Origin of the sequence: Bacillus sp. XT-2, from assembly GCF_025696525.1 — a bacterium.
GTDB classification, from domain to species: Bacteria; Bacillota; Bacilli; order Bacillales; family Bacillaceae; genus Bacillus; species Bacillus halotolerans.
Genome location: NZ_JAHVOC010000001.1, coordinates 740,505 through 762,805, shown reverse-complemented (window position 1 = coordinate 762,805; position 22,301 = coordinate 740,505). Strand labels below are relative to the sequence as shown.

23 protein-coding genes are annotated in these 22,301 nt (G+C 43.5%); all 23 read right to left on the bottom strand.

The window, feature by feature from the left end; genetic code table 11:
- Positions 1-34: 34 nt before the first annotated feature.
- The 23 genes from KXD37_RS04165 to KXD37_RS04055 all read right to left on the bottom strand — a co-directional run bounded on the left by KXD37_RS04165 (position 35) and on the right by KXD37_RS04055 (position 22,289).
- Positions 35-1,306: a tetratricopeptide repeat protein gene (locus KXD37_RS04165; protein WP_103671821.1), complete on the bottom strand. Its 1,272-nt coding sequence runs from the start codon at positions 1,304-1,306 to the stop codon at positions 35-37.
- Positions 1,307-1,656: 350 nt separating this feature from the next.
- A complete protein-coding gene (gene aroA, locus KXD37_RS04160; protein ID WP_254517688.1) occupies positions 1,657-2,943 on the bottom strand; it encodes a 3-phosphoshikimate 1-carboxyvinyltransferase in 1,287 nt (428 codons plus the stop codon).
- Between the two features lie 10 nt (positions 2,944-2,953).
- Positions 2,954-4,069, bottom strand: a complete 1,116-nt coding sequence (locus tag KXD37_RS04155; protein WP_106020024.1) for a prephenate dehydrogenase — start codon at positions 4,067-4,069, stop codon at positions 2,954-2,956.
- A gap of 48 nt (positions 4,070-4,117) precedes the next feature.
- Complete coding sequence (gene hisC / locus KXD37_RS04150) at positions 4,118-5,200, bottom strand: histidinol-phosphate transaminase (RefSeq protein ID WP_188323095.1); 1,083 nt, start codon at positions 5,198-5,200, stop codon at positions 4,118-4,120.
- An 11-nt stretch (positions 5,201-5,211) separates the two neighbouring features.
- The gene (gene trpA, locus KXD37_RS04145; protein ID WP_188323096.1) at positions 5,212-6,015 is read right to left on the bottom strand and encodes a tryptophan synthase subunit alpha; all 804 of its coding nucleotides are present in this window, start codon (positions 6,013-6,015) and stop codon (positions 5,212-5,214) included.
- Entirely contained in the window at positions 6,008-7,210 is a 1,203-nt protein-coding gene (trpB, locus tag KXD37_RS04140; RefSeq protein ID WP_263463248.1) for a tryptophan synthase subunit beta, read from the bottom strand. Before trpB ends, trpA begins: the two co-directional genes overlap by 8 nt.
- A complete protein-coding gene (locus KXD37_RS04135) occupies positions 7,191-7,844 on the bottom strand; it encodes a phosphoribosylanthranilate isomerase (protein ID WP_127696823.1) in 654 nt (217 codons plus the stop codon). Before KXD37_RS04135 ends, trpB begins: the two co-directional genes overlap by 20 nt.
- A 4-nt stretch (positions 7,845-7,848) precedes the next feature.
- Complete coding sequence (gene trpC, locus KXD37_RS04130; protein ID WP_095713181.1) at positions 7,849-8,601, bottom strand: indole-3-glycerol phosphate synthase TrpC; 753 nt, start codon at positions 8,599-8,601, stop codon at positions 7,849-7,851.
- Positions 8,594-9,610, bottom strand: coding sequence for an anthranilate phosphoribosyltransferase (gene trpD / locus KXD37_RS04125; RefSeq protein ID WP_127696822.1), 1,017 nt, complete (start codon positions 9,608-9,610; stop codon positions 8,594-8,596). The genes trpC and trpD overlap by 8 nt, the downstream gene beginning before the upstream one ends.
- Positions 9,582-11,129 carry an anthranilate synthase component I gene (trpE, locus tag KXD37_RS04120; protein WP_101860364.1) on the bottom strand — a complete coding sequence of 516 codons (1,548 nt, stop codon included), beginning with the start codon at positions 11,127-11,129 and terminating at the stop codon, positions 9,582-9,584. The genes trpD and trpE overlap by 29 nt, the downstream gene beginning before the upstream one ends.
- Positions 11,130-11,346: 217 nt before the next feature.
- On the bottom strand, positions 11,347-11,730 hold the full coding sequence (gene aroH / locus KXD37_RS04115; RefSeq protein WP_127696820.1) for a chorismate mutase: 384 nt from the start codon (positions 11,728-11,730) through the stop codon (positions 11,347-11,349).
- A complete protein-coding gene (gene aroB, locus KXD37_RS04110) occupies positions 11,727-12,815 on the bottom strand; it encodes a 3-dehydroquinate synthase (RefSeq protein ID WP_024121864.1) in 1,089 nt (362 codons plus the stop codon). The genes aroH and aroB overlap by 4 nt, the downstream gene beginning before the upstream one ends.
- On the bottom strand, positions 12,815-13,987 hold the full coding sequence (gene aroC / locus KXD37_RS04105; RefSeq protein WP_263463247.1) for a chorismate synthase: 1,173 nt from the start codon (positions 13,985-13,987) through the stop codon (positions 12,815-12,817). Before aroC ends, aroB begins: the two co-directional genes overlap by 1 nt.
- 74 nt (positions 13,988-14,061) lie before the next feature.
- On the bottom strand, positions 14,062-14,832 hold the full coding sequence (cheR, locus tag KXD37_RS04100) for a protein-glutamate O-methyltransferase CheR (RefSeq protein ID WP_263463397.1): 771 nt from the start codon (positions 14,830-14,832) through the stop codon (positions 14,062-14,064).
- A 232-nt stretch (positions 14,833-15,064) separates the two neighbouring features.
- Complete coding sequence (ndk, locus tag KXD37_RS04095; protein ID WP_081638330.1) at positions 15,065-15,514, bottom strand: nucleoside-diphosphate kinase; 450 nt, start codon at positions 15,512-15,514, stop codon at positions 15,065-15,067.
- A gap of 115 nt (positions 15,515-15,629) precedes the next feature.
- Positions 15,630-16,592, bottom strand: coding sequence for a heptaprenyl diphosphate synthase component II (hepT, locus tag KXD37_RS04090; RefSeq protein WP_024121868.1), 963 nt, complete (start codon positions 16,590-16,592; stop codon positions 15,630-15,632).
- Positions 16,593-16,617: 25 nt separating this feature from the next.
- The gene (gene menG, locus KXD37_RS04085; protein ID WP_263463246.1) at positions 16,618-17,319 is read right to left on the bottom strand and encodes a demethylmenaquinone methyltransferase; all 702 of its coding nucleotides are present in this window, start codon (positions 17,317-17,319) and stop codon (positions 16,618-16,620) included.
- 5 nt (positions 17,320-17,324) lie between these two features.
- Entirely contained in the window at positions 17,325-18,080 is a 756-nt protein-coding gene (hepS, locus tag KXD37_RS04080) for a heptaprenyl diphosphate synthase component 1 (RefSeq protein WP_024121870.1), read from the bottom strand.
- 165 nt (positions 18,081-18,245) lie between these two features.
- The gene (gene mtrB, locus KXD37_RS04075) at positions 18,246-18,473 is read right to left on the bottom strand and encodes a trp RNA-binding attenuation protein MtrB (protein WP_024121871.1); all 228 of its coding nucleotides are present in this window, start codon (positions 18,471-18,473) and stop codon (positions 18,246-18,248) included.
- Between the two features lie 21 nt (positions 18,474-18,494).
- Positions 18,495-19,067 (bottom strand): GTP cyclohydrolase I FolE, encoded by a 573-nt coding sequence (folE, locus tag KXD37_RS04070; protein ID WP_010334745.1) that lies wholly within the window; start codon positions 19,065-19,067, stop codon positions 18,495-18,497.
- A gap of 175 nt (positions 19,068-19,242) precedes the next feature.
- Positions 19,243-19,521 carry a non-specific DNA-binding protein Hbs gene (gene hbs / locus KXD37_RS04065; RefSeq protein ID WP_003153447.1) on the bottom strand — a complete coding sequence of 93 codons (279 nt, stop codon included), beginning with the start codon at positions 19,519-19,521 and terminating at the stop codon, positions 19,243-19,245.
- 372 nt (positions 19,522-19,893) lie between these two features.
- Complete coding sequence (gene spoIVA / locus KXD37_RS04060; protein WP_010334746.1) at positions 19,894-21,372, bottom strand: stage IV sporulation protein A; 1,479 nt, start codon at positions 21,370-21,372, stop codon at positions 19,894-19,896.
- A gap of 182 nt (positions 21,373-21,554) precedes the next feature.
- Entirely contained in the window at positions 21,555-22,289 is a 735-nt protein-coding gene (locus KXD37_RS04055; RefSeq protein WP_024121872.1) for a hypothetical protein, read from the bottom strand.
- Positions 22,290-22,301: the final 12 nt, after the last annotated feature.

Here is a 22,301-nt window from a genome sequence, read left to right as displayed (position 1 = left end):
TTATATGTTCCACATAAGCGGTTAAATTTCCTGCTTATCTCGAAAATTCATCCTCGATCCGCAAGATTATTTCTTCCAGCTCTTCATTGGCTCCGTCTATTTCGAGTACCTTTTTCAATAGCGGCAGCGCTTCTTGTTGGAGGCCTTCTTCTAATAAAAAGGTTGCGTATTCGTATAAGAAATCTCTGTCATCACGATAGTGAAGAAAAGCTGCTTCAAAGGATTGTTTTGCTTGTTCATACTGCTCTAATTCGGTGTAAGCGCTGGCCAGATACCAATTGTATTTCGGATCTTCTTCCCCGTAGCCCCGCACCTCTTGAATCAGATCAATAATTTGCTCAAAATCCTCTTCCTTATGATACACAGCAAGGAGAGTATGAAGTGCTTCGACAAAACCAGGATCAAGAGCAAGCGCTTCCTGAAGAAGTTTTTTCCCTTCTTCTGACTTCCCGATTTTTAACGCCATCTTTGCGGCATAGAGGAAAAGTTCTTTGTTATATTCATCATACCTGATACCCTCTTTTGCCGTTTTTAATGCCTCTTCATACATCCCTTCAGCCTCATAGCTCTTTGAAAGCGGCATATAAAGTGATGAATAGGATGGATCAAGCTCCTTTAAATCGGACAGCTGTTTAATAGCCGTTTTGATCAGTCCCGCCTGCGAGGCTGTAAATCCATAGCCGAAAATTGTATTAGGGTCAGGATTCTCATCTACAGCTTTTTCATACCACGGAATGGCCTCCTCAAAATCTCCTGATGCACTTAGCGATTCCGCCAGTCTTTGGTGGACATTAACGCCTCCGATCTCACTCTGCTCCCCAGCCGTTCTTTTAAAATATTGAACAGCTTTTGCATAGGCTCCTTGAGTAAAGTAAAGCTCGCCTAGCGCAAAATCAATGATTGGTTCATTTTCAAGAATAGACTTTGCCTGTAAAAGCTTTTGCTCACTTACTTCGAACAGCCCCTGCATCTGATAAAGATCAGCCATGAGCAGCAGGCTTTCCGGATATGATGGGTCTGATTCCGGGATCGTTTCCAGCACAGCCAGCGCTTTTTCTTCTTCGTCAATATCTATTAAAAGTTCAGCATAAAAATTCGTCAGTTCTGTTTCATTCGGATATAAATCATGCAAATCACTGATCAGTGAGATCGCTTTCTCTACATTTCCCCACTCGTAATAAAGCTGTGCTGCGATGGCTTTATCTTCATCATGAAGCTGTTTTTCGGCCTTCGAGAGGGTGTTGAGTCCCTTTTCTGTTTCTCCTGCTTCAACTAATTTTATGGCTTCTTGAATTAATGTATTCAAATCGGACCGGTCCTTTCTTTTCCTAACAACATCAATCATACATAAAAGTCTTACTTGTTTGGGTTAATCCTATCATAATTCAGAGGAAAGCCCTCGGCAAATAAGATGCTTACACTGTACGTCAAGGAATTTCTGAGTCTTATTAGTTTATCAAAAGATCCTGCGATAGCAAATAAAAAAAGGAAGATAGCCCTCTATTACAGTAAAGCAGCCCTTGACCTGCCGACTTGTAAGTAAAGCACCCCTCCCTCTTTTTTAGTTTTTATATTCCTTTATAAGACAGGCTATGTTTTTCCCCTTCAGTTTATGACTGATAAACGCTCACACAACAAATCCTGAAGCATAAAACTTCAGGATTTGTTTGAAAGCTTATTTAAATGATCAAAAAAGTTTGGATATGACACATGAATGGCGTCTGTCTGTCCGATCTCAACCGGCTCCTCTGTTAAACAGGAAGCTATGCCGAGCATCATTCCGATCCGATGATCACCATGACTGGATACTTTCGCGCCGCCTTTAAGAGTTTGTTTGCCGTATACCTTCATTCCGTCTTCAGTCGGTTCAATCTCAGCACCGAGCTTTCGAAGCTCTGAAACAACTGTGTCGATACGGTTCGTTTCTTTCACTTTAAGCTCTGCGGCATCCTTAATGACTGTTGTTCCTTCCGCCTGAGTCGCAAGAAGCGCAATAATAGGTATCTCATCAATCAAGCGCGGAATAATATCTCCGCCAATTTCAACCGCTTTAAGAGATGACGTTTCAATGATTAAATCTCCATAAGGCTCTGCGCTTTCGTCAACAGATGGTATGATTTCAAGCTTTGCCCCCATGTTTTGAAGCACGTCGATGACACCGGTGCGAGTCGGATTTAACCCCACGTTTTTCAGTACAATTCTGCTGTTTGGAATCATTGCGCCAGCTGCAAGGAAAAACGCGGCTGAAGAAATATCTCCTGGAACAAAAATATCTGCAGCCGTGAGCTGCTGGCCGCCTATTATGGAAACGCTTGTCTTGTCCTCTGCCAGTTTCACTCCGAAAGCCGACAGCATCCGTTCAGTATGATCTCTGGATTTATGAGGCTCGGTGACAGTGGTAGTCCCCTCAGCCTGTAACCCGGCAAGCAGAACAGCTGATTTAATTTGCGCGCTGGCCACAGGTGATACATAGTCAATGCCTTTTAATGTACCGCCGCTTACTGACAGCGGTGTAAATTCTCCGCCGGCTCTGCCGTCAATTTTAGCGCCCATTTGTTTCAGAGGTTCTGTTACACGTTTCATCGGGCGTTTCGCAATGCTTTCATCCCCAGCTACCGCGCTGTAAAAAGGGCGGCCCGCAAGGATTCCGAGCATCAGACGAATCGTTGTGCCTGAATTACCGACGTCTAACAGACTTTCTGGTTCTCGCAGGGAATCCATCCCTTTCCCGTGAATGACTACATCACTGCCGTTTCGCTCAATTTGAACACCCATCTTACTAAAGCAATCGATGGTGCTCAGACAGTCTGCTCCCGGCAGAAAATTTTTAACAGTTGTTGTGCCTTTCGCAAGCGCGCCAAACATAACAGAGCGGTGAGAAATAGATTTATCACCGGGAATATGTATTTCGCCGTTTAACGCCTGCACCTTTTCTCTTTTCATTGTTTCCACCTCAATCAGCATAAAAAGTTTCGTATTCTGCGCGGGCTTCTATGCACTGTTCGGCCCGTTTGCGGTCATCATCGGATTGAAAACTGATCCTTAAAATCCCGTTAATATCTTCTCTCGTTTCAATAATGCGGATATTCGTTATACTGATGCGTTCCGCAGCAAGTATAGCCGTTATCTCGGAAATCACACCAGGATGATCCGGCACGTCTACGTATAAATCATAAAATGCCGGTATTGCGCCCTTCTGGCGGAGAGGCAGTCCATCACGGTAGTCCTTTGCCGTTTTAAAATAATTGAATAGTTTTTCCGCATCTCCATGCTCTACATATGTCCGGATCGTTTCAATCTCACGAGTCCACTCATCAAAACGATCTAAAATCTTATCTTTATTATGTAACAGAATATCACGCCACATTGCAGGACTGCTTGATGCAATCCGGGTAATATCCCGAAAACCGCCGGCAGCAAACCGTTTCACAAGCGGATAAAGCTCTTCCGAGTGATGGGTCTGATGCACAAGACTGGCTGCAACAATATGCGGAAAATGACTGATAACGCTTGTTACGCCATCATGCTCTTCAGGCGACATTTCTACAAATTGGGCATTCGTCCCTTGCAGCAAATGTTTTAACTGATTGACCGCTTGTCTGTCCGTTTTACGGCCCGGGGTTAAAATATAAAAAGCATTTTCAAACAGAAATTCCTTTGCAGCGGCAACTCCTGATTTATGCGAGCCCGCCATCGGATGCCCTCCGACAAATTGGTAGCCGGCAGGCAGCACTTGATCGGCGTAATGAACCACTTTTTGCTTTGTGCTTCCTACGTCAGTAATCAAAAGCGGATGCTTAATTTCTGAATGAGCCAGCTCTTCAAGCATAAGCAGCGTTTGCGCAACAGGTGTTGCGATAATAACGGTTGCAGCTTTTTTCGCGCCGTCAATAAACGAATCAGCACTCTCGTCTATCACACCTAATTTTAAGGCAGCCACTACCTGCTCATCTGAGATATCGACCCCAATAATGCGTTTTTCCGGATGTTTTTTTTTGATGGCTAACGCAATAGAACCGCCTATCAATCCGAGACCGGCGAGCAATATTGTATTCTTGATTTGATTCATTCGTCATCACCTGGTTCATAGACTAAAGAGGTGATTCTTGACCACCTCTTATAAAATTTCAGCTAAAGTTGCGAGAATTTCCTCGTTTTGCTCTTTCGTGCCGATCGTAATCCGGAGTGAAGTCGGGAACCCTAATGCATTTCCTGATCGGACAATATAACCTTTTTGCAGCAATGCCTGAAACAATTCATCAGACTGGCGGTTAAAATCTATTAAAACAAAGTTTGTCTGTGAAGGGTAGCATTTTAATCCGTGTGTTTCCGCAAAATCATAATACTGCTGAAGGCCTGCTTGATTTTTCTCGATGCAAGAAGCGATAAATTCTTGATCGTCAAGCGCTGCAATCGCTGCAGCCTGGCCAAGACGGCTGGTGTTAAACGGCTCTCTTACCGGCTCTATTTGGCGGATCAATTTTTCGTCAGCAATACCGTATCCGACTCTAAGCGCCGCCAGACCGTATGCCTTTGAAAACGTACGCAATATCATCAAGTTGGAATACGTATTCAAAAGCGGTATGCTTTCCGGGTAATCCTCAGCTGTTACATATTCATAATATGCTTCATCAAGAACAACGAGGACACGAGAAGGAACACGCTCCAGAAATGAAATCAATTCTCCTTCAGCTGTATAAGTGCCAGTCGGGTTGTTCGGGCTGCAAATCCAAACGACTTGAGTCTGTTCGTCAATCGCTTCAAGCATCGCGTCTAAATCATGAGAGCCGTCAGAACGAAGGGCAATTTCACGAACTTCAGCGCCTTCAATTACCGCATTATGCTTATATTGCGGAAAAGTCGGTGCTGCTGCAATCGTGTTTGTTTTGTCGTTTAAAAAAGCCCGGCATATAATTTGGATGATTTCATCTGAACCATTGCCGAAAATAAGTGATGTTTCGCTCACATTGAGGTGCTCACTGAGCCTTGTCCGCAAAGCTGCGCTATATCCATCGGGATAAAGCGCAAGCTGTTGAATTTCATGATGAAGTGCCTCTTTTGCAGCTTCCGAACAGCCGTACGGATTTTCGTTTGATGCAAGCTTCACGACTTTATCCAAGCCATATTCTGCTTTTACTGCTTCAATCGGTTTACCCGGCTGATAAGGCTTCAGTTGTTTTAAATGTTCTTTGATACGCAAATCCAGTCACCTCATTTTAAACTGTACAAACCGCCAAACGTCTTCGCGTAATCTTCAAACTCCTGCACTGCACGATCTCTCGTCTCAGTGCTGATGAGCCGATCCTTTAACTCTTCTATCTTTTTGACGAGCGCACTTCCCACTACGACACCGTCACAGATTTCATTCATCTTGACCACCTGCTCGCGGCTGGAAATACCAAACCCAACAGCAACCGGCACATCGCTGAGATTCTTCACTGTCCGGATAAATGGATAAGCTGATGAATTGAACTCATTTCGGACACCGGTCACACCTAACGAAGATACACAGTAGACGAAGCCCTCGGCTTGTTCAATAATCGTTTTCAAACGGCTTTCGCTTGTCGGTGCAACTAAAGAAATATACGTTACCTCATGGGTTTTGCATTCCGCTTGAAGGCTGGCGCTCTCTTCTAAAGGCAGGTCCGGAACAAGCAGGCCGTCTATATGATTTTCCCGCAGTAAAGCGAAAAAGTATTCTTTGTTCAATTGTAACACAGGATTATAATACGTAAAGAGGATAATGGGAATATTGACGCCATTTTTTTTCATTTCTCCGCCTAATTCAATCGCTTTTACAATATTCATCCCGTTCTCAAGCGCCCGTTTTGAAGCCCGCTGAATCACCGGACCGTCTGCCAGCGGATCTGAATATGCTACACCGATCTCAAGTGCCGTGGCACCCGCTTTTTGAAGAGACTTAGCCAGTTCAACTGAAACTTCCGGCAACGGATCACCCGCTGTAATAAACGGGATAAACAACTTTCCCGACTGCTGCAGGTCTACTTTAAACATGCGCTTTCACCTCATCTTCCAATACGTTCATTAATGTGTTGACATCCTTGTCTCCTCTTCCTGATAAACAGACGAGGATAGTTTGATCCCGCCCCATCTCTTTTGCGATTTTAAATGCCTTCGCTAATGCATGAGCAGATTCGATCGCTGGTAAAATCCCTTCTTTTTCTGACAATAGTTTTAACGCATCTACTGCTTCTTCATCAGTTATGCTATCGTATGTGACACGGCCGCTTTTATGCAAATAAGCGTGCTCCGGACCAATTCCCGGATAGTCAAGTCCTGCTGAAATTGAATAAGGCTCAATAATTTGACCGTACTCGTCTTGAATGAGGTAAGTGAGCGAACCGTGAATCACACCGACAGTTCCTTTCGTAATGGTAGCGGCATGAAGCGGAGTGTTAATTCCTTTTCCTGCCGCTTCAGCACCGATCAGTTCAACATCTTCGTCTAAAAATGCCTGAAACATGCCTATCGCATTACTTCCGCCGCCTACGCAGGCAACGACTTTATCAGGCAGTGTTCCCTCAATGTCTTTCAGCTGATCCTTCGCTTCCTCTCCGATCATTTTTTGGAATTCCCGGACAATTTGCGGGTAAGGGTGCGGTCCGACAACCGATCCGATCATGTAAAAATGATCCTCACAATGCTGAACCCAATAGCGGATAGCCTCATTTGTCGCATCCTTCAGTGTCCCGTTTCCGCTTGTGACCGGCACAACCTCTGCTCCAAGAAGCTTCATTCGGAATACGTTCAGAGACTGGCGGGCGACATCCTCTTCACCCATAAATACAATGCAGGAAAAACCAAACTTTGCAGCAACTGTGGCGGCGGCTACTCCATGCTGTCCGGCACCTGTTTCTGCAATGATTTTCGTTTTACCCATTTTTTTTGCAAGCAATGCCTGGCCTAAAGCATTGTTGATTTTATGGGAACCTGTATGGTTTAAATCTTCTCTTTTCAAATAAATTTTAGCGCCGCCTAAATGCTCTGTGACTCGATCGGCATATGTTAATGCGGTCGGCCTGCCGGAATATTCAGCTAACAGCTTATGATATTCTCCCCTAAAAACAGGATCATCCTTTATTTCCTTAAATGCTGTTTCAATTTCTTCTAACGGCTGCATAAGAGTTTCCGGAACAAATTTCCCGCCAAAATCGCCGTATCTGCCTATTTTATTCGGATATGGATACATATCGGTTCATCCTTTCTTCTAAGAGCCTAATCAGTTTGACATCTTTTTGCCCGTTCTTTTCTATTCCGCTGGCAAGATCGACTCCGCCCGGTCTCCATTTCAATAAGTCTGCGATTGTGTCGGGATTCACACCGCCTGCGATGAAACACCGTTTCCCCGTTTGTTCAGCTTTCTGCTGATATTCAGGCACACACTCCCAAGCAAAAGCCACTCCAGTCCCGCCTCTTGCCCCTTTTACAGATGAGTCAATCACAAAACCGTCTACAGAATCGTTAAAGCGGTCCAAATTCTGAATTGCTGTGCTGTTATGATGGAGCGCCTTCCATATTTCACAATTTGTCAGCAGACGGAGGACTTCAGCATCCTTTGGAGTCTCATCACCATGAAGCTGAATGACGTCAAGCTGCAAATCGTCTGCTATACGGGCAATCGTTCCCAGCGATTCATTCACAAAAACGCCTGCAATCTGTTTCTCGGTACGAACTTGGCTCAGCCACTTTCTCACATCTGCCGGAGATACTTTTCGTTTACTGTCAGCAAAAATAAAACCCAGATAATCTGCCTGTGAATCCGCTGCAAGCCGCAGGTCCTGCAGTGACCGTATACCGCAATACTTTAATGCCGGTTTTTTCACAACCTCACTCCCCATACAAAGCATGGATTGCTTTTTGCTGTGAATGCTGTCTCATCAATGACTCTCCGATTAGAACAGCTTGTGCTCCATGTTCTTTGACAAATGTTAAATGTTCTAAAGAACCAATGCCGCTTTCACTGACAAGCAAGCATTCTTTCGGAACTAGGGATGCAATCTGTTTCGTCTGTTCAAGCGAAGTTTCAAACGTTTTTAAGTTTCGATTATTAATACCGAGAATATCAGGGGTGAATACCTTCACTATTTGTTCAAGCGTCGTTTGATCATGAACCTCCACTAACACGTCCATTTCCTTTTCCCCTGCTTCGAGATACAACTCGTGAAGCTGTACAGGATCAAGCACCTCTCCGATTAACAATATGGCATCTGCTCCAATTCTCTTTGATTCCTCCACTTGAATAGAATCGATAATAAAATCTTTTCTCAGCACCGGAATCGAAACAGCACGCTTTACGTCTGATAAATAACTGTTTTTCCCTTGGAAAAACGGAAAGTCAGTTAAAACAGAAAGCGCGTCTGCCTGCGCAGCTTCATAGTCTTTTGCAATCCGCTCCGGAACAAAATCTTCTTTAATGAGTCCTTTTGACGGCGACGCTTTTTTGACTTCGGCAATCAATCCGATAAAACGGTTCGGGTTAGCCAGCGCCTCTTTAAAAGACCGTTTTTCAAAAGGCTGCTCTTCTGGCAGGATGAGAGTTTTGACTTCTTCTTTTTTTTGATTGATTATGTTTTCAAGCATAGATCTCTCCCTCTTTCTGTTTCAGTCTATCAAGCTGCGCTGCGGCACCTCCGCTTGCAATCGTTTCTAACGCAAGCTCCGTTCCTTCTTTCAGTGTTTCGGCAATACCCGCCGTGTATATCGCAGCGCCGGCATTAAAGGCTGTAATATATAAAGCTGATCGGCTGCTTTTATTTTCAAAAATATTCTGAATCAGATGAGCGCTTTCTGTCGGTGACTGCACCTGTATATCTTCAAGTCTGCCATTTTTGAAGCCGAAGTCTTCGGGTGAAACAGTATATTCCCGGCGCTCTCCATCCTTTATTTCAATCACATCGGTCGGTGATGTAACCGAAAGCTCATCTAAACCGTCACGGCTTGCTGCGAATAGTACATGCTTCGGCTGGAACATTTCCAGTGCGCTTGCCATCAATCCCGCTTTTTCAGCAGAATAGACACCGATCACCTGACGCTTCGCCTGCAAAGGATTGCTGAGCGGTCCGAGCAGATTAAAAATCGTTCTGAATCCGAGCTCTTTTCTTGTACCCGCCACATGTTTCATGGACGAATGATAAAGCGGCGCAAAGAGAAATCCCATGTTATTTGTTTCAATGCTGATTCTGACTTCTTCAGGTGTGGTTTGGATTGGTATCCCAAGCTCTTCTAGAACATCGGCGCTTCCGCTTTTAGAAGATACGGAGCGATTGCCGTGCTTAGCAATTTTAGCTCCTGCTGCTGAAGCAACGATTGCCGATGCCGTTGAAATATTAAAGGTAGAGATGCCGTCACCGCCTGTACCGCATGTGTCAACCACATCATGAAGTCCGTCTACCGTAAGGGCATGTGTCCGCATGGCCTTCACAAAGCCCGCCAGCTCTTCTGCAGTTTCGCCCCGATGAGCCAGGATAGACAATATACCGCCCATTTCAGAAGGAGTCATTTCTGCTGTCATCATCATATTCATAAGCGCTTCCGCTTCAACAGCAGTAAGTGTCTTACCGTCAACGCACGTTTGCAGAAATTGGTTCATCGGCTTCATCCCCCTTGCTACGAAACATGTCTTCAGCAATATGAATGGTTTTCAGCAGTGCGCCCGCTTTGTTACAGCTTTCTTCATATTCGGCTTCCGGCACAGAATCAGCAACAATACCTGCTCCAGCCTGTATGGATGCGACACCGTTTTTTACGCTCATGGTGCGGATCGTAATACAGGAGTCGATATTCCCGTCAAATCCGATGTAGGCGATGCAGCCGCCGTATGTCTCTCTCGGTGTCGGCTCCAATTCATTTAAAAGCTGCATGGCGCGGATTTTTGGGGCCCCGGTTAAAGTTCCCGCAGGAAAAGCCGACATTAGCGCATCAACAGGGTGAACTCCCTCTTTCAACCTCCCTGTGACGACTGAAATGATGTGCATAACATGTGAAAATGAGACGATCTTTGTGAACTCCGGCACAGCAACCGATCCATACTCTGCCACTCTGCCGATATCGTTTCGAGCTAGATCAACGAGCATATAATGCTCCGCTTTTTCTTTTTCATCTTTCATCAGCTCAATTTTGAGTTTTTCATCTTCCTCTTTGTCTGCGCCTCTTTTTCTTGTTCCGGCAATCGGATGGATTTCCAAATGCCCGTCTTGAACGTGGATTAACCGTTCCGGAGAGCTGCCGACAATCTCTCTGTCCGGGAGTTTTATATAATACATATACGGCGAAGGATTGACGATTCGCAGCACTCTGTACAATTCGAAGGAATCTGCTGTTATCGGAATCTCAAATTTTTGTGACAGGACACCTTGAAAGATGTCGCCTGCTTTTATATATTCTTTGATCTTTTCTACATCTGCCATAAACGCTGATTTTTCGTAATTTGAAGATACTGAATCGAAACCTGGTGTCTTATATGACTCAGATGAAAGAAACAGTTCTTTTATGTTTTTTTGATCCATCATCTTATCAATGAGGCCTTGTAGCTCTCGGTGATTTTTATTGAACACAGCAATTTTTTCAGCTTCAGTTTCTTGTCCATTCAATCTAGCATACTGAATAAAGTGGACGTTTTTTGTTTCATGATCATAAGCAATTAATGTGCTGCAAACAAACAGCATACACTTTTCAAATTCCGTTTCCTTCCTGTGGCGAGGAACAGAAGGTTCAATCATCGGGATCATGTCATAGCTTAAATACCCGACAGCTCCGCCTACAAAGGGAATGGCAAGCTCTGGCGTTTTGATTTTGTATGCTGCATTCATCCAATCCAGAACCTCTTTTAATTCTTTTCCAGTGTAAAGGGATCGTCCATTCTCATCTTGAGCAGTAAAATCATTTTGCTGTTCTTTGATCGTGAGAAATGGCTGAAGGCCGATGAACGAATATCTGGACCAATTTGATGTGTCATCCTTGCTTTCAAGAAGGTAAGTGATCTTCCTGTCCAGCTGCTCGATCATTTGGATAGGTGTCAGTGTGTCAACTGTGAATGTCTCCACAATCGGTATGGTGCGGTAGGACATACTGTCCTCTAAAAATGCAGAAATGTTTGATTGGAAATTCATTGCTCTCACTCCTTTTGGCAAGGAGAATGAGAAGAAGGCATGAGAGGGAAAATCAAGATATAACAAAATAAACCCAAAAGAAAGGCTTCTTTTGGGTAGAATAAACATACATGTCTCAGCTCAACTACACTCATTCTCTGCTACCCTATTCTCTAACTCAACTCATTCACTAAGCTTTATACACACTTTTGTGTATTTCTAAGCTGTTCTAATCGTATTACAATTCATTATTTTTTGTCAATGATAAATCGGGTCTTAATACAACCGCTTTTTCTAAATAGACATGTCTGATTTGATTCTGAGGAACTTCAGTCTGAACAGTCATCATGACCCTTATACATTTTTTCAGACCGCCTGTAACATCCATTTCCTGCATACATGTCACCGGCACATAATGCCAGCCAGAAAGCTCGCGGACAGCTTTTGCCGGGAAAACAGAGTGCAGGTCAGGCGTCGCCGATAGAAGCATTTGAACAACATCTTCCGGCTTTGTTTTGTTTTCTTCTATCATTTTTTCTAACAGCTGTTTGGTTTTTTGCAAAATCTCTTCTTCAGTATCTTTTTCTACTGTAGTTGCTCCGCGAATTCCACGAATCATCATGATGTCTCCTCCATTCGCCATTTGTTCAGCCAGCTCTCAAGTTCATCTCTTGAAAACGTATGGTCGGCGACTTTTCCTAATTCTTTGAGAACGATGAATTGAATCATACCACCGCGGGTTTTTTTATCATTCATCATACGGTCTAAAAGCACGGAAGTTGCCGTTTCTTTTTTAATGCGGCTTGGATAGCCTAGGTTCTTAAGCCAGCTGACTAATCGATTTCTGTCCATTTCACAGCCGGCTTCCTGTTCACTTATATATAAAGCAAACTGCATCCCGAGTGCTACCGCATCACCGTGGGTGATCTGTCCGTAGCCATACTCCGCCTCAACTGCGTGGCCTAGCGTATGCCCAAAGTTAAGATAGGCTCTGATTCCTTCTTCCTTTTCATCCTGATGAACGACAGACGCTTTAATCGAAATACCTTTAAAAATCATGTCATTCAGCTGCTCACTGGTGATATCGTTCAATGAGTGAATGTCCAGCAGATCTTTCAGGAATTCTCTGTCATAAATAAAAGCATGCTTAATCACTTCTGCCATCCCGGACCGAAGCTCTTTTTCCGGTAGGGAACGGAGAAAGTCCGTATCGTAAAGCACGGCTTTGGGCTGATAAAATGCGCCGATCAGATTTTTTCCAAGCGGATGATTCACCGCTACTTTTCCTCCGACCGCGCTGTCATGCGCCAAAAGCGTTGTAGGCATTTGAATGAAATCAATGCCGCGCATAAAAGTGGCAGCCACAAATCCAGCAAGATCTCCTACAACACCGCCTCCAAAAGCGATGATGCATGAGGAGCGATCCATATGAAATCGAATCGCTTCACTCTGCAGCTTCGTGTACATATCCATTGATTTCGCCTGCTCTCCGCTCGGCACCGTCACTTTTTTCACAGGCCATTTTTCTTCCAGCAGGTGAAGCATTTCATCACCGTACAGGCGATTCACTTCTTCATCGGTAACAAGCATAATGCGTGTTAATGGCCTGTTTAGCGAGGTTAATAGTTCACAAGCCTTTTTTCTGATTCCTTGTCCGATAAATACAGGATACGAAGAGGAAGCGGTTTGAACATGCAGTGTTCTCATTAAAATTCCCTCGACAGTTTTCTCATATTCTCCACGTTTTCTCTAATGCGGTCAATTTGGTCTAAGCCGAATTGTTCAACAACAGCGTTAGCAATTTCCCATGCAACAGCAGCTTCTGCCACTACACTTGCTGCTGGCACTGCGCAGCTGTCTGAACGTTCAATGCTGGCAGAAAATGGTTCTTTCGTTTCAATATCCACACTTTTCAGCGGTTTATATAATGTCGGAATCGGCTTCATGACTCCGCGGACAACGATTGGCATTCCTGTCGTCATGCCGCCTTCCAATCCGCCAAGTCTGTTCGTAGCACGCGTATATCCTTTTTCTACGTCCCAAATGATCTCGTCATGAACCTCGCTTCCGTTTCTTCCGGCCGCTTCAAAACCGATGCCGAATTCCACACCTTTAAATGCATTAATAGACAGTACTGCCGCAGCAAGCTTGCTGTCCAGTTTACGGTCATAATGAACGTAGCTGCCCACGCCCACCGGCATTCCTTCAACAATCACTTCCACAATTCCGCCGATGGAATCTCCGTTTGCCTTCGCTTCGTCAATGGCATCCATCATTTTTTTGCCTGCTTCTTCATCGTAGCATCTGACCGGAGACTCTTCAGTCACACGCTTCAAGTCATCAATTGAAGTATAATCCGTTTTTTCAGCCTTAACTGCCCCAATCTGTAAGACGTGGCCCGCTACCTTAATACCAAGCTCAGAAAGGATCTTTTTAGCGACAGCGCCTGCCGCCACTCTTACGGTCGTTTCACGTGCTGAAGAGCGCTCAAGCACATTTCTCATATCGCGGTGGTTATATTTAATCGCACCGTTTAAATCTGCGTGTCCCGGTCTTGGTCTGGAAATTTGGCGTTTCATTTCCTTTTCTTCTTCTTCAGTAATCGGAGCCGCACCCATAATTTTAGTCCAGTGTTTCCAATCGTTATTTTCTACAACAAGAGCGATTGGTGAACCGAGAGTGCGGGCATGGCGCACCCCGCTCATAATTTTCGCCTGGTCCTTTTCGATCTGCATGCGGCGCCCGCGGCCATGGCCTTTCTGGCGTCTGCCAAGCTCAAAGTTGATATCTTCCTCAGTTATGTAAAGCCCCGCAGGCACACCTTCAATAATGGTTGTCAATTGGGGGCCGTGTGATTCACCGGCTGTTAAATATCTCATGACTTCTTCTCCCTTCATCGCATTAACGCTTTTAAGTAAAACTACTATAACATATTTTTCGGCAAAAAGTCAGTCTATCTTTTTTGATAAAAGAATGTATCCGCGGGAGAAAGGCCGAATTTCTCCGGATTGAAGATCTGCTCTGTGCTGCCGACAAAGAGAACCCCATTCTTTTTTAAGCTATGCGCCATTTTTAAGTACAGCTCTTCCTTTGCGTTTTCTGTAAAATAAATAAAAACATTGCGGCACACAATCAAATCAAAGTCTTGCTCGTAGCGATCCGCAAGCAGATTATGTTTTTGAAACCTAATGTTCTTCTTTATGTCATGTTTCACTTCATAGCTCTTATCAGCGTTTTGAGTAAAATAACGATCCTTCACAGAAGACGGCACTTCTTGCAAAGACCGCTCCTGATACACGCCTTTTTTCGCTTTTTCCAATGCTTTATCATCTATATCAGTCGCTAAAATCTGATAGCCTGGGAGCCCTTTCTGCTGATCTAAAATCATTGCGAGCGTAAAAGGCTCCTCCCCTGTAGAGCATGCCGCGCTCCATATTTTTAAAGGCTTTGAATGTTTGATTAAAGGCAAAATAGCTGTTTCAAGTACTTCCCATCTTTTATAATTTCGATAAAATTCTGAAACATTAATCGTCATTCTGTCCAATGTTTCATTTAAAAGCGCCTGATCCTTTTCTAATGCCGCTGCAAAATCCTTAAAGCTTTGAAAACCTTTTTTCTCATAAAGGGATGTCAGCCTTCTCTTCATTTGCGCTTCTTTGTATAAAGTTAAATCAACTCCGGTTAATTGCTTCCATTTGGTTGTAAATACGCTGTATGTATCCATCTCTTCTCTCCCAGTCTCGCTGTCTTTTGTCCTAGTATAGCTTGTTTTATCAGGAAATTGTATTGTTTCAAATAAAAAAATCAGCTTTTCAGCTGATTTCAGATGATTGGTAATGACAGTGGTGGATCCCCTGCCGTTTAGCCATATATTCAAGTCAATGTAAACCTTTACAAAAAAGCCGGAACCGGCGGAGTGCAGATGCCGGCTCTTCTCTCGGCTTTTTCAGCAATGATTAATAGATCCAGCCTGTCATGAGTTGTTGATATGATACTAACTCTTCATCCTTAAAGAAAATATTAATCTCACGCTCAGCGCTTTCCAGAGAATCAGAGCCGTGGATAATATTTTTTCCGACAAACATGCCGAAATCCCCGCGAATGGTGCCTGGCAATGCTTCTTTAGGGTTTGTTTTTCCAATCAGCTGCCTGGTCACTTCAACGACATTTTCGCCTTCCCACACCATCGCAAAAACTGGTCCGGAAGTAATAAACTCAACAAGTTCTCCAAAGAAAGGCTTCCCTTGATGTTCGGCATAGTGTTTCTCAGCCATTTGTTCAGTTACTCTCATCAGCTTTGCGCCAGCTAATTGTAAGCCCTTACGTTCGAATCTAGATAAAATTTCCCCGATCAGCTGCCGTTGGACACCGTCCGGTTTCACCATGATAAAAGTCTTTTCCATCACATTCTCCACCCCATCATATGTATGTATAGGCTCTCACATTGCACACCGAAATCGTAACATCTTTCAGATAATTAATCAATCCGGGGCGGAGAAATTTCTTAATATCTACAAAAAATTAAAATTTTCTTTTGCCGATATATTTTGCGATGGCTGCAAGAGAAGAACGCGCACGCCCTCTCGGAAGCGTGTTAAGTTTTTGGAAAGCTTTTTGCAGATACATCTCGCTCACTGCCATCGATGCTTCAATTGCATCTGTCTTTTTGATTTCTTCAATAATGGGCGCAAGCTGTTCTTGTGTCGTCTCGCTGTTAATTAATTTAAGCTGATTCTTTAAAGCTGGATTTTTTAATGCATATAGGACAGGCAATGTAACATTTCCTTGAAGCAAATCGCCTCCAACCGGTTTACCCAGTTCTTCTTCAGTTGAAGTAAAATCAAGAATATCATCAATGATTTGATAAGACATGCCGACATAATATCCAAACCAGTAGAGCGCCTTATGAATCTTTTCTTCAGCTCCGGAAGCAATAGCCCCCAGCTGGCAGCTGACAGCGATAAGAAGCGCCGTTTTTCTCTTTATGCGCCGCAGGTACGTTCTGAGATTCTGTTCCATGTTGTATTTGTCTTTGATTTGTTCAATCTCTCCAAGACACACTTCAACAATGGTCTGTGACAAGATCCGATGAGCTTTCGGTTCATTAATTCTCGTCATCATTTCAAGAGATCCGGCAAGCATATAATCGCCTGTATACATCGCAATTCGGTTATCCCATTTGGCTTTGATCGTCGGCTTTCCCCGGCGAAGCTCCGCATCGTCAATAACATCATCATGAACCAACGATGCCATATGAATCATTTCCAGAGTGACAGCGACATATTTAATCTTATTGATATCGTAATCGCCAAACATGCCGGAAAGCAGAACGAAGACAGGCCGAATCCGTTTGCCTCCTGCCTGCAAAAGATGAAGACCCGCCTCGCTCAAAAGCGGATAATCGGAGCGTACGGTTTGTTCAAGCTCCCTTTCAATTACATCAATATCGTCATTTAAAAAAGAGTAGGCCATTTTAAATTTCATATCATTCACCCAAACATCTGTGTTTTCATTTCCATCCGATATGCGTGGCAGCAACTCCGCCAGTAAACGAATGATATTTGACATTTTTCAGACCCGCCTCTTCAAACAGGCCTGCCAGTTCCTTCATACCAGGGAATTCTCTGGCTGACTCTTGGAGCCACGAGTATTCTTTATAGCTTTTCGCAAACAGCTTCCCGAAAAACGGCATAATATACTTAAAGTACATAAAATAAGCCTGTCTAAATCCAAACATTTCAGGCTGTGAGGTTTCCAGGCATACTACTTGTCCGCCAGGCTTCACCACACGTCTCATTTCTTTCAGTACGGTCAAATAATCCGGCACATTACGCAGTCCGAAGCCAATTGTTACAAAATCAAATGTATTATCATCAAAAGGGAGCTCCATTGCATTTCCGTGCAGCAGTTCGATTTGACTGAAACCGCCGTCTTTTACTTTCTGTTTGCCGACGCTCAGCATGTTTTCGCTGAAATCCAAACCCTTTATTTCACCGGTTTTACCGGCTGCTTTTGCAAGAGCAATCGTCCAGTCAGCTGTTCCGCAGCAAACATCAAGAGCTTTGGCGCCTTTTTTTACACCCATGATGCGCATCGTTTTATCACGCCATTTTTTGTGCTGCTGAAAACTGATGACAGAGTTCATTTGGTCGTAGTTTTTATATATTTTTTCAAATACTCCGTGTACGCGCTGTTCTTTTGAGTCCTGCATAATGGTTACCCTTCTTCCACTTTCTGATGATAAGTTTGGTCTTGGCTGATTGTCTTCAGGCGGTTTAATAAAATTTGCTGAATAGGTGAGCTTAGAGGCAGAAGTGACTCAATGCTGTTCTTTGCTTTCTTAAAACACTCTTCCAGCATCTCTTCTTTTGTTTTCCCCAGCTGTATAACACTGCCGATCACATCTAAAAATGTATCATTTCCGGTCATAAGCCGCTTATATACAAAAAAATCACTCGATAGCTTCTTCCAGCGCGGGAGATTGAAATGTTCAGACACCCGATGGAATAGAGCTGATTCAACGATGCCGACACTTTCGAAAAAATGGTGTTCGTCCTTTACAGATCGGTCATACAGACGAATTTTATGTTCATTGATTTCTTTAATTGCTGTAGCGAGCGTTCTAATCATGTAGATATCCTTCATTTCAGATAGTAATGAATAGTACAGTCCGCTGAAATAATCGCCTGCAAGAACAGTCAATTGGCGGTTCTTGTTTTCGTCTCGTTTTATGACTCTGGCTGTCGTTACTTCATCATGGGTATCAAGGGCGCTTTGTACAAGCATCGCTGTTACAATATAATTTTCTCTGTCATTGTTTTTTATGTCGGCTTCCTCAAATAATGCATGAAAAAGAAGAAGCTTATCCTCATCGATCTTAGGCGCAGAAATATGCTTCGCTAAATAAGGATGAGACAGCTTTTGTTTTATTTTCGTGTTCAGATTGGCTAAAGTTCCGTAGATGTCTTGCAAAAATATCACCCTTGTCCCCAAATTCACATTTATTTCTAAATCATATGTATGAGTTTTATTTTGTCATAAGATTACGCAGGTATCATTATAGCATAAAAAAAACAAATTGGCTGTATCCTCCCGCTGTTTGCGAGCATTTGCTTTAAAACAGCGGGGACAGCCAGCTTATTTTTTTTCGCTTTTCATTTCTCCGTATGCGGTTTGAATGAGCGCCTCTCCTCTGACTTTAATGGCAGAAGTATGCTCTGTAAACTGAGCAATGATCACTTCTCCCTTGTCGAGTTTTTCGGAATGGTGAAACTTTGTGTCCGTTCCCCTTGTCAAGCCGATCACATTCACTCCATCCTCAATTGCTTTAATGACGACAAAATCGCTTGAATGCTTTTCGTTCATTTATAGCACCCTCTATCTTTATTAGTCCTGGCGTTTAATATGTTCCAATACTTCTGAACGTGCAGCAGCATCATCTTTGAAAATGCCTCTGACAGCTGAAGTGACTGTTTTGGCGCCCGGCTTTCTTACGCCCCGCATTGTCATGCACATATGCTCTGCTTCAACAACAACCATTACGCCATGCGGATCAAGCGTTTCTACAATGCTTTCTGCAATTGTAGAAGTGATGCGCTCCTGAAGCTGCGGACGCTTTGCAACTGCCTCAACAGCACGCGCCAATTTGCTGAGCCCTGTGACTTTTCCGCCCCGCGGTATATATGCAACATGTGCTTTTCCGTAAAAAGGAACAAGGTGATGCTCACACATAGAATGAAACGCGATATCTTTTACTAGAACAAGCTCCTCATGGTCTTCACCGAAGATAGTCTGGAAATGTTCTTTTGGATCTTCATTCAAGCCGGAGAATACTTCGGCATACATCTTTGCGACTCGTTTCGGAGTATCAAGAAGCCCTTCTCTGTTTGGGTCCTCTCCGATCGCTTCTAAAATTTGACGAACAGCTTGTTCGATTTGTTCTTTATTAACTTCTTTCATGTTCTGTGTCCTCCACCAATGAATACATTTAATTTCGATTCTAGCACACATGCCCCGCTAAAAGCAAAGTGAATGCACACGCTCCTAAAAAAATGAAAAGCCCCTTAAGAAGGGGCTTTTCTGTGAAGAAATAAAGTGTATGTAATCTAGATGCATACACGATCTATATTCACAATTATTTTCCGGCAACTGCGTCTTTAAGCGCTTTACCTGGTTTGAAAGCAGGTACTTTGCTTGCTGGAATTTCGATTTCTTCACCTGTTTGAGGGTTGCGTCCTTTACGTGCAGAACGTTCACGCACCTCGAAGTTACCAAAACCGATCAGTTGGATTTTATCACCGTTTTTAAGTGCATCTAAGATCGTATCAAAAACAGAGTCAACTGCTTTTGTCGCGTCTTTTTTAGACAATTCGCTTGCTTCCGCAACCGCATTAATAAGTTCTGTTTTGTTCATGCCTTTCACCTCCTCCCAAAAGGAATAAGCTCAGTTCGTTTATTATCATTTCTTCACAGTTCAGTCTGATTCTAAACCTGCCTGAGAAAAAAATCAGACAAGCAAGAGAAAGACAATTAAACGGCTTTTAAGAAAAACTGCACTCCAAGGAATGTTTGTCCATCAGAGTGAAGAATTTCTGTATGTAGAGTAACACATATAAAAAGCCATATCAAGCATTTTAAAGCGTCAATCCCTTGCTCGTCAAGGATTTAACGTGATTTATCGAACAAATATTCCTTTTTTTCCTTTTTTCATCCTATTCCTTGATCCTTTTCCAATATTAAGAGCAAAGAAAAAAGACCTCCTATTCTATAAAGAGGTCTCCCCGCATTACAGGATAATGGCGATTAAGCCGCCTGATCCTTCGTTTATGATTCTTTCTAATGTTTCTTTTAATTTATATCGTGCGTTTTCAGGCATCAGTGACAGCTTAGCCTGAATCCCTTCTCTCACGATAGAGCTGAGCGATCTTCCAAAAATGTCAGAGTTCCAAATTGAAAGCGGATCATCCTCAAAGTCCTGCATTAAGTAACGCACCAGTTCCTCGCTTTGTTTTTCAGTTCCGATAATCGGCGCAAATTCGCTTTCGACATCCACTTTGATCATATGGATTGACGGTGCGACAGCTTTCAATCTTACGCCGAATCTGGAGCCTTGCCGTATAATTTCCGGCTCATCCAGACTCATGTCAGTTAAAGCAGGCGCTGCAATGCCGTATCCCGTCTGTTTGACCATTTTTAAAGCGTCGGACACCTGGTCATATTCCGTTTTCGCATGGGCAAAATCCTGCATCAGCTCAAGCAGGTGGTCTCTGCCCCTGATTTCAACGCCTACCACTTCTTTTAGGATTTGATCATATAAATGGTCGGGCGCATACAAATCAATTTCTGCAACCCCTTGGCCGAGCTCAATCCCGGCTAATCCGGCACTTTCAATAAACTCAAACTCGCTGAATTGACCGACAACCCTGTCGACATCACGGAGCCGTTTAATATCCTTAACAGTTTCCTTCACTGATTCCTGATAGCTCTCGCGCAGCCAATGGTTTTCTTTCAACACCATGACCCAGCTTGGAAGATTTACATTTACTTCAAGCACAGGAAACTCATAAAGAGCCTCTCTGAGAACATTCAGTACATCGTTTTCCCGCATACTTTCTACGCTCATTGCCAAAACAGGGATATCGTATTTCTCGCTTAAATCCTGGCGCATCGCCTCTGTCTCCGGGTGATACGGTTTTACTGAGTTAATGACCATAATAAAGGGTTTTCCAACTTCTTTCAGCTCTTCAATGACTCTTTCTTCTGCCTCTATATAGTCACTTCTGGCGATATCACCAATCGTGCCGTCTGTCGTAATAACCACTCCGATGGTCGAATGTTCTTGAATCACCTTCCGCGTTCCGATTTCAGCAGCCTCGTGAAATGGGATCGGTTCTTCGTACCAAGGTGTATTAATCATCCGCGGGCCGTTTTCATCCTCGTATCCTTTTGCACCCGGCACTGTGTAGCCTACACAATCTACTAATCTTATATTGACATCGAGTCCGTCTGATACATGAACAGACATCGCCTGATTCGGAACAAATTTAGGCTCTGTAGTCATAATCGTTTTTCCGGCTGCGCTTTGAGGCAGTTCATCCTGCGCACGTGCCCGGTCTGCTTCATTACTGATATTCGGGAGCACCACAAGCTCCATAAATTTCTTAATAAACGTAGATTTCCCTGTACGGACAGCACCAACGACTCCTAAGTATATATCGCCTCCTGTTCGTTCAGCGATATCCTTGAAAATATCGACCTTTTCCAAGTGATCCCCTCCCGGACTTCCTATCCTTATCAATTTTATTAACCTTTTTCAATCAAACACAGGACACTATATGTGTATGACGTTGTCCTATTTCAATATGACATCTTTAGAAAATTTTCCATCCTTAATCTATTAAAGTACAAAAAAACCTTTCTCCCTATTTGTATGCAAGGGAGAAAGGTTCATTCCTTTTTTATATCATTTTCTAAAAAAACAGGTTCTTGTTTGTCATTAACGGTATATTTCACTGAAAATGCGGGGACGAAAGGCGTCTCTTCCCATATTATGTCCTGTATTTCCGTGCCGGGTTTAAAAGTTTTTTTGCTTTTTTTGAGACAGGAAACGAGCTCTGTCCGATAGTCGGCATAAATTTCTCCGTCTCCGTCAATCATAAGCGGCAGGGAGTTTCCTGAGATTGGGCTTGTGACAGAAAGAGAGTCAGCCTCCCCTAGTTTTTTCCCATCAAGCGTAAACAAGTCACGCGCTAATACATCCTGATATGGCGGATATTTATGTTCTTGGCGGTACATTTGAACGCGTAATTTGATATCACGTATTTTTTCCGCCATCTTTACATCAATCAGTTTAACAGTCGGATTATTCTCTACATCGACAAGCACGTATTGATAGTCTCCGCCGCTTTCATATGCCGTGCTTGGAGGTTCAGCCATATATCTCGGCGCTAAACGGTTAAAATCTATCGGATATTTTTGATAAAGCGGTGTTGACATATCTTTTGTTTGAATCGGAAGCAGTCCTCCGTTTGCCTTTTGAAATTCATCAACGGCTGATTGAACCAGCTTTAATTGGTCCTGATATGGAGTGGCTTGTACACTGCTTTTCCGCTCATGTGGATATAAACATCCAGATAAGAAAATCACTGCTACAAAAATCATAGCGCACTTCAGTTTACCCATACAGCACTTCCT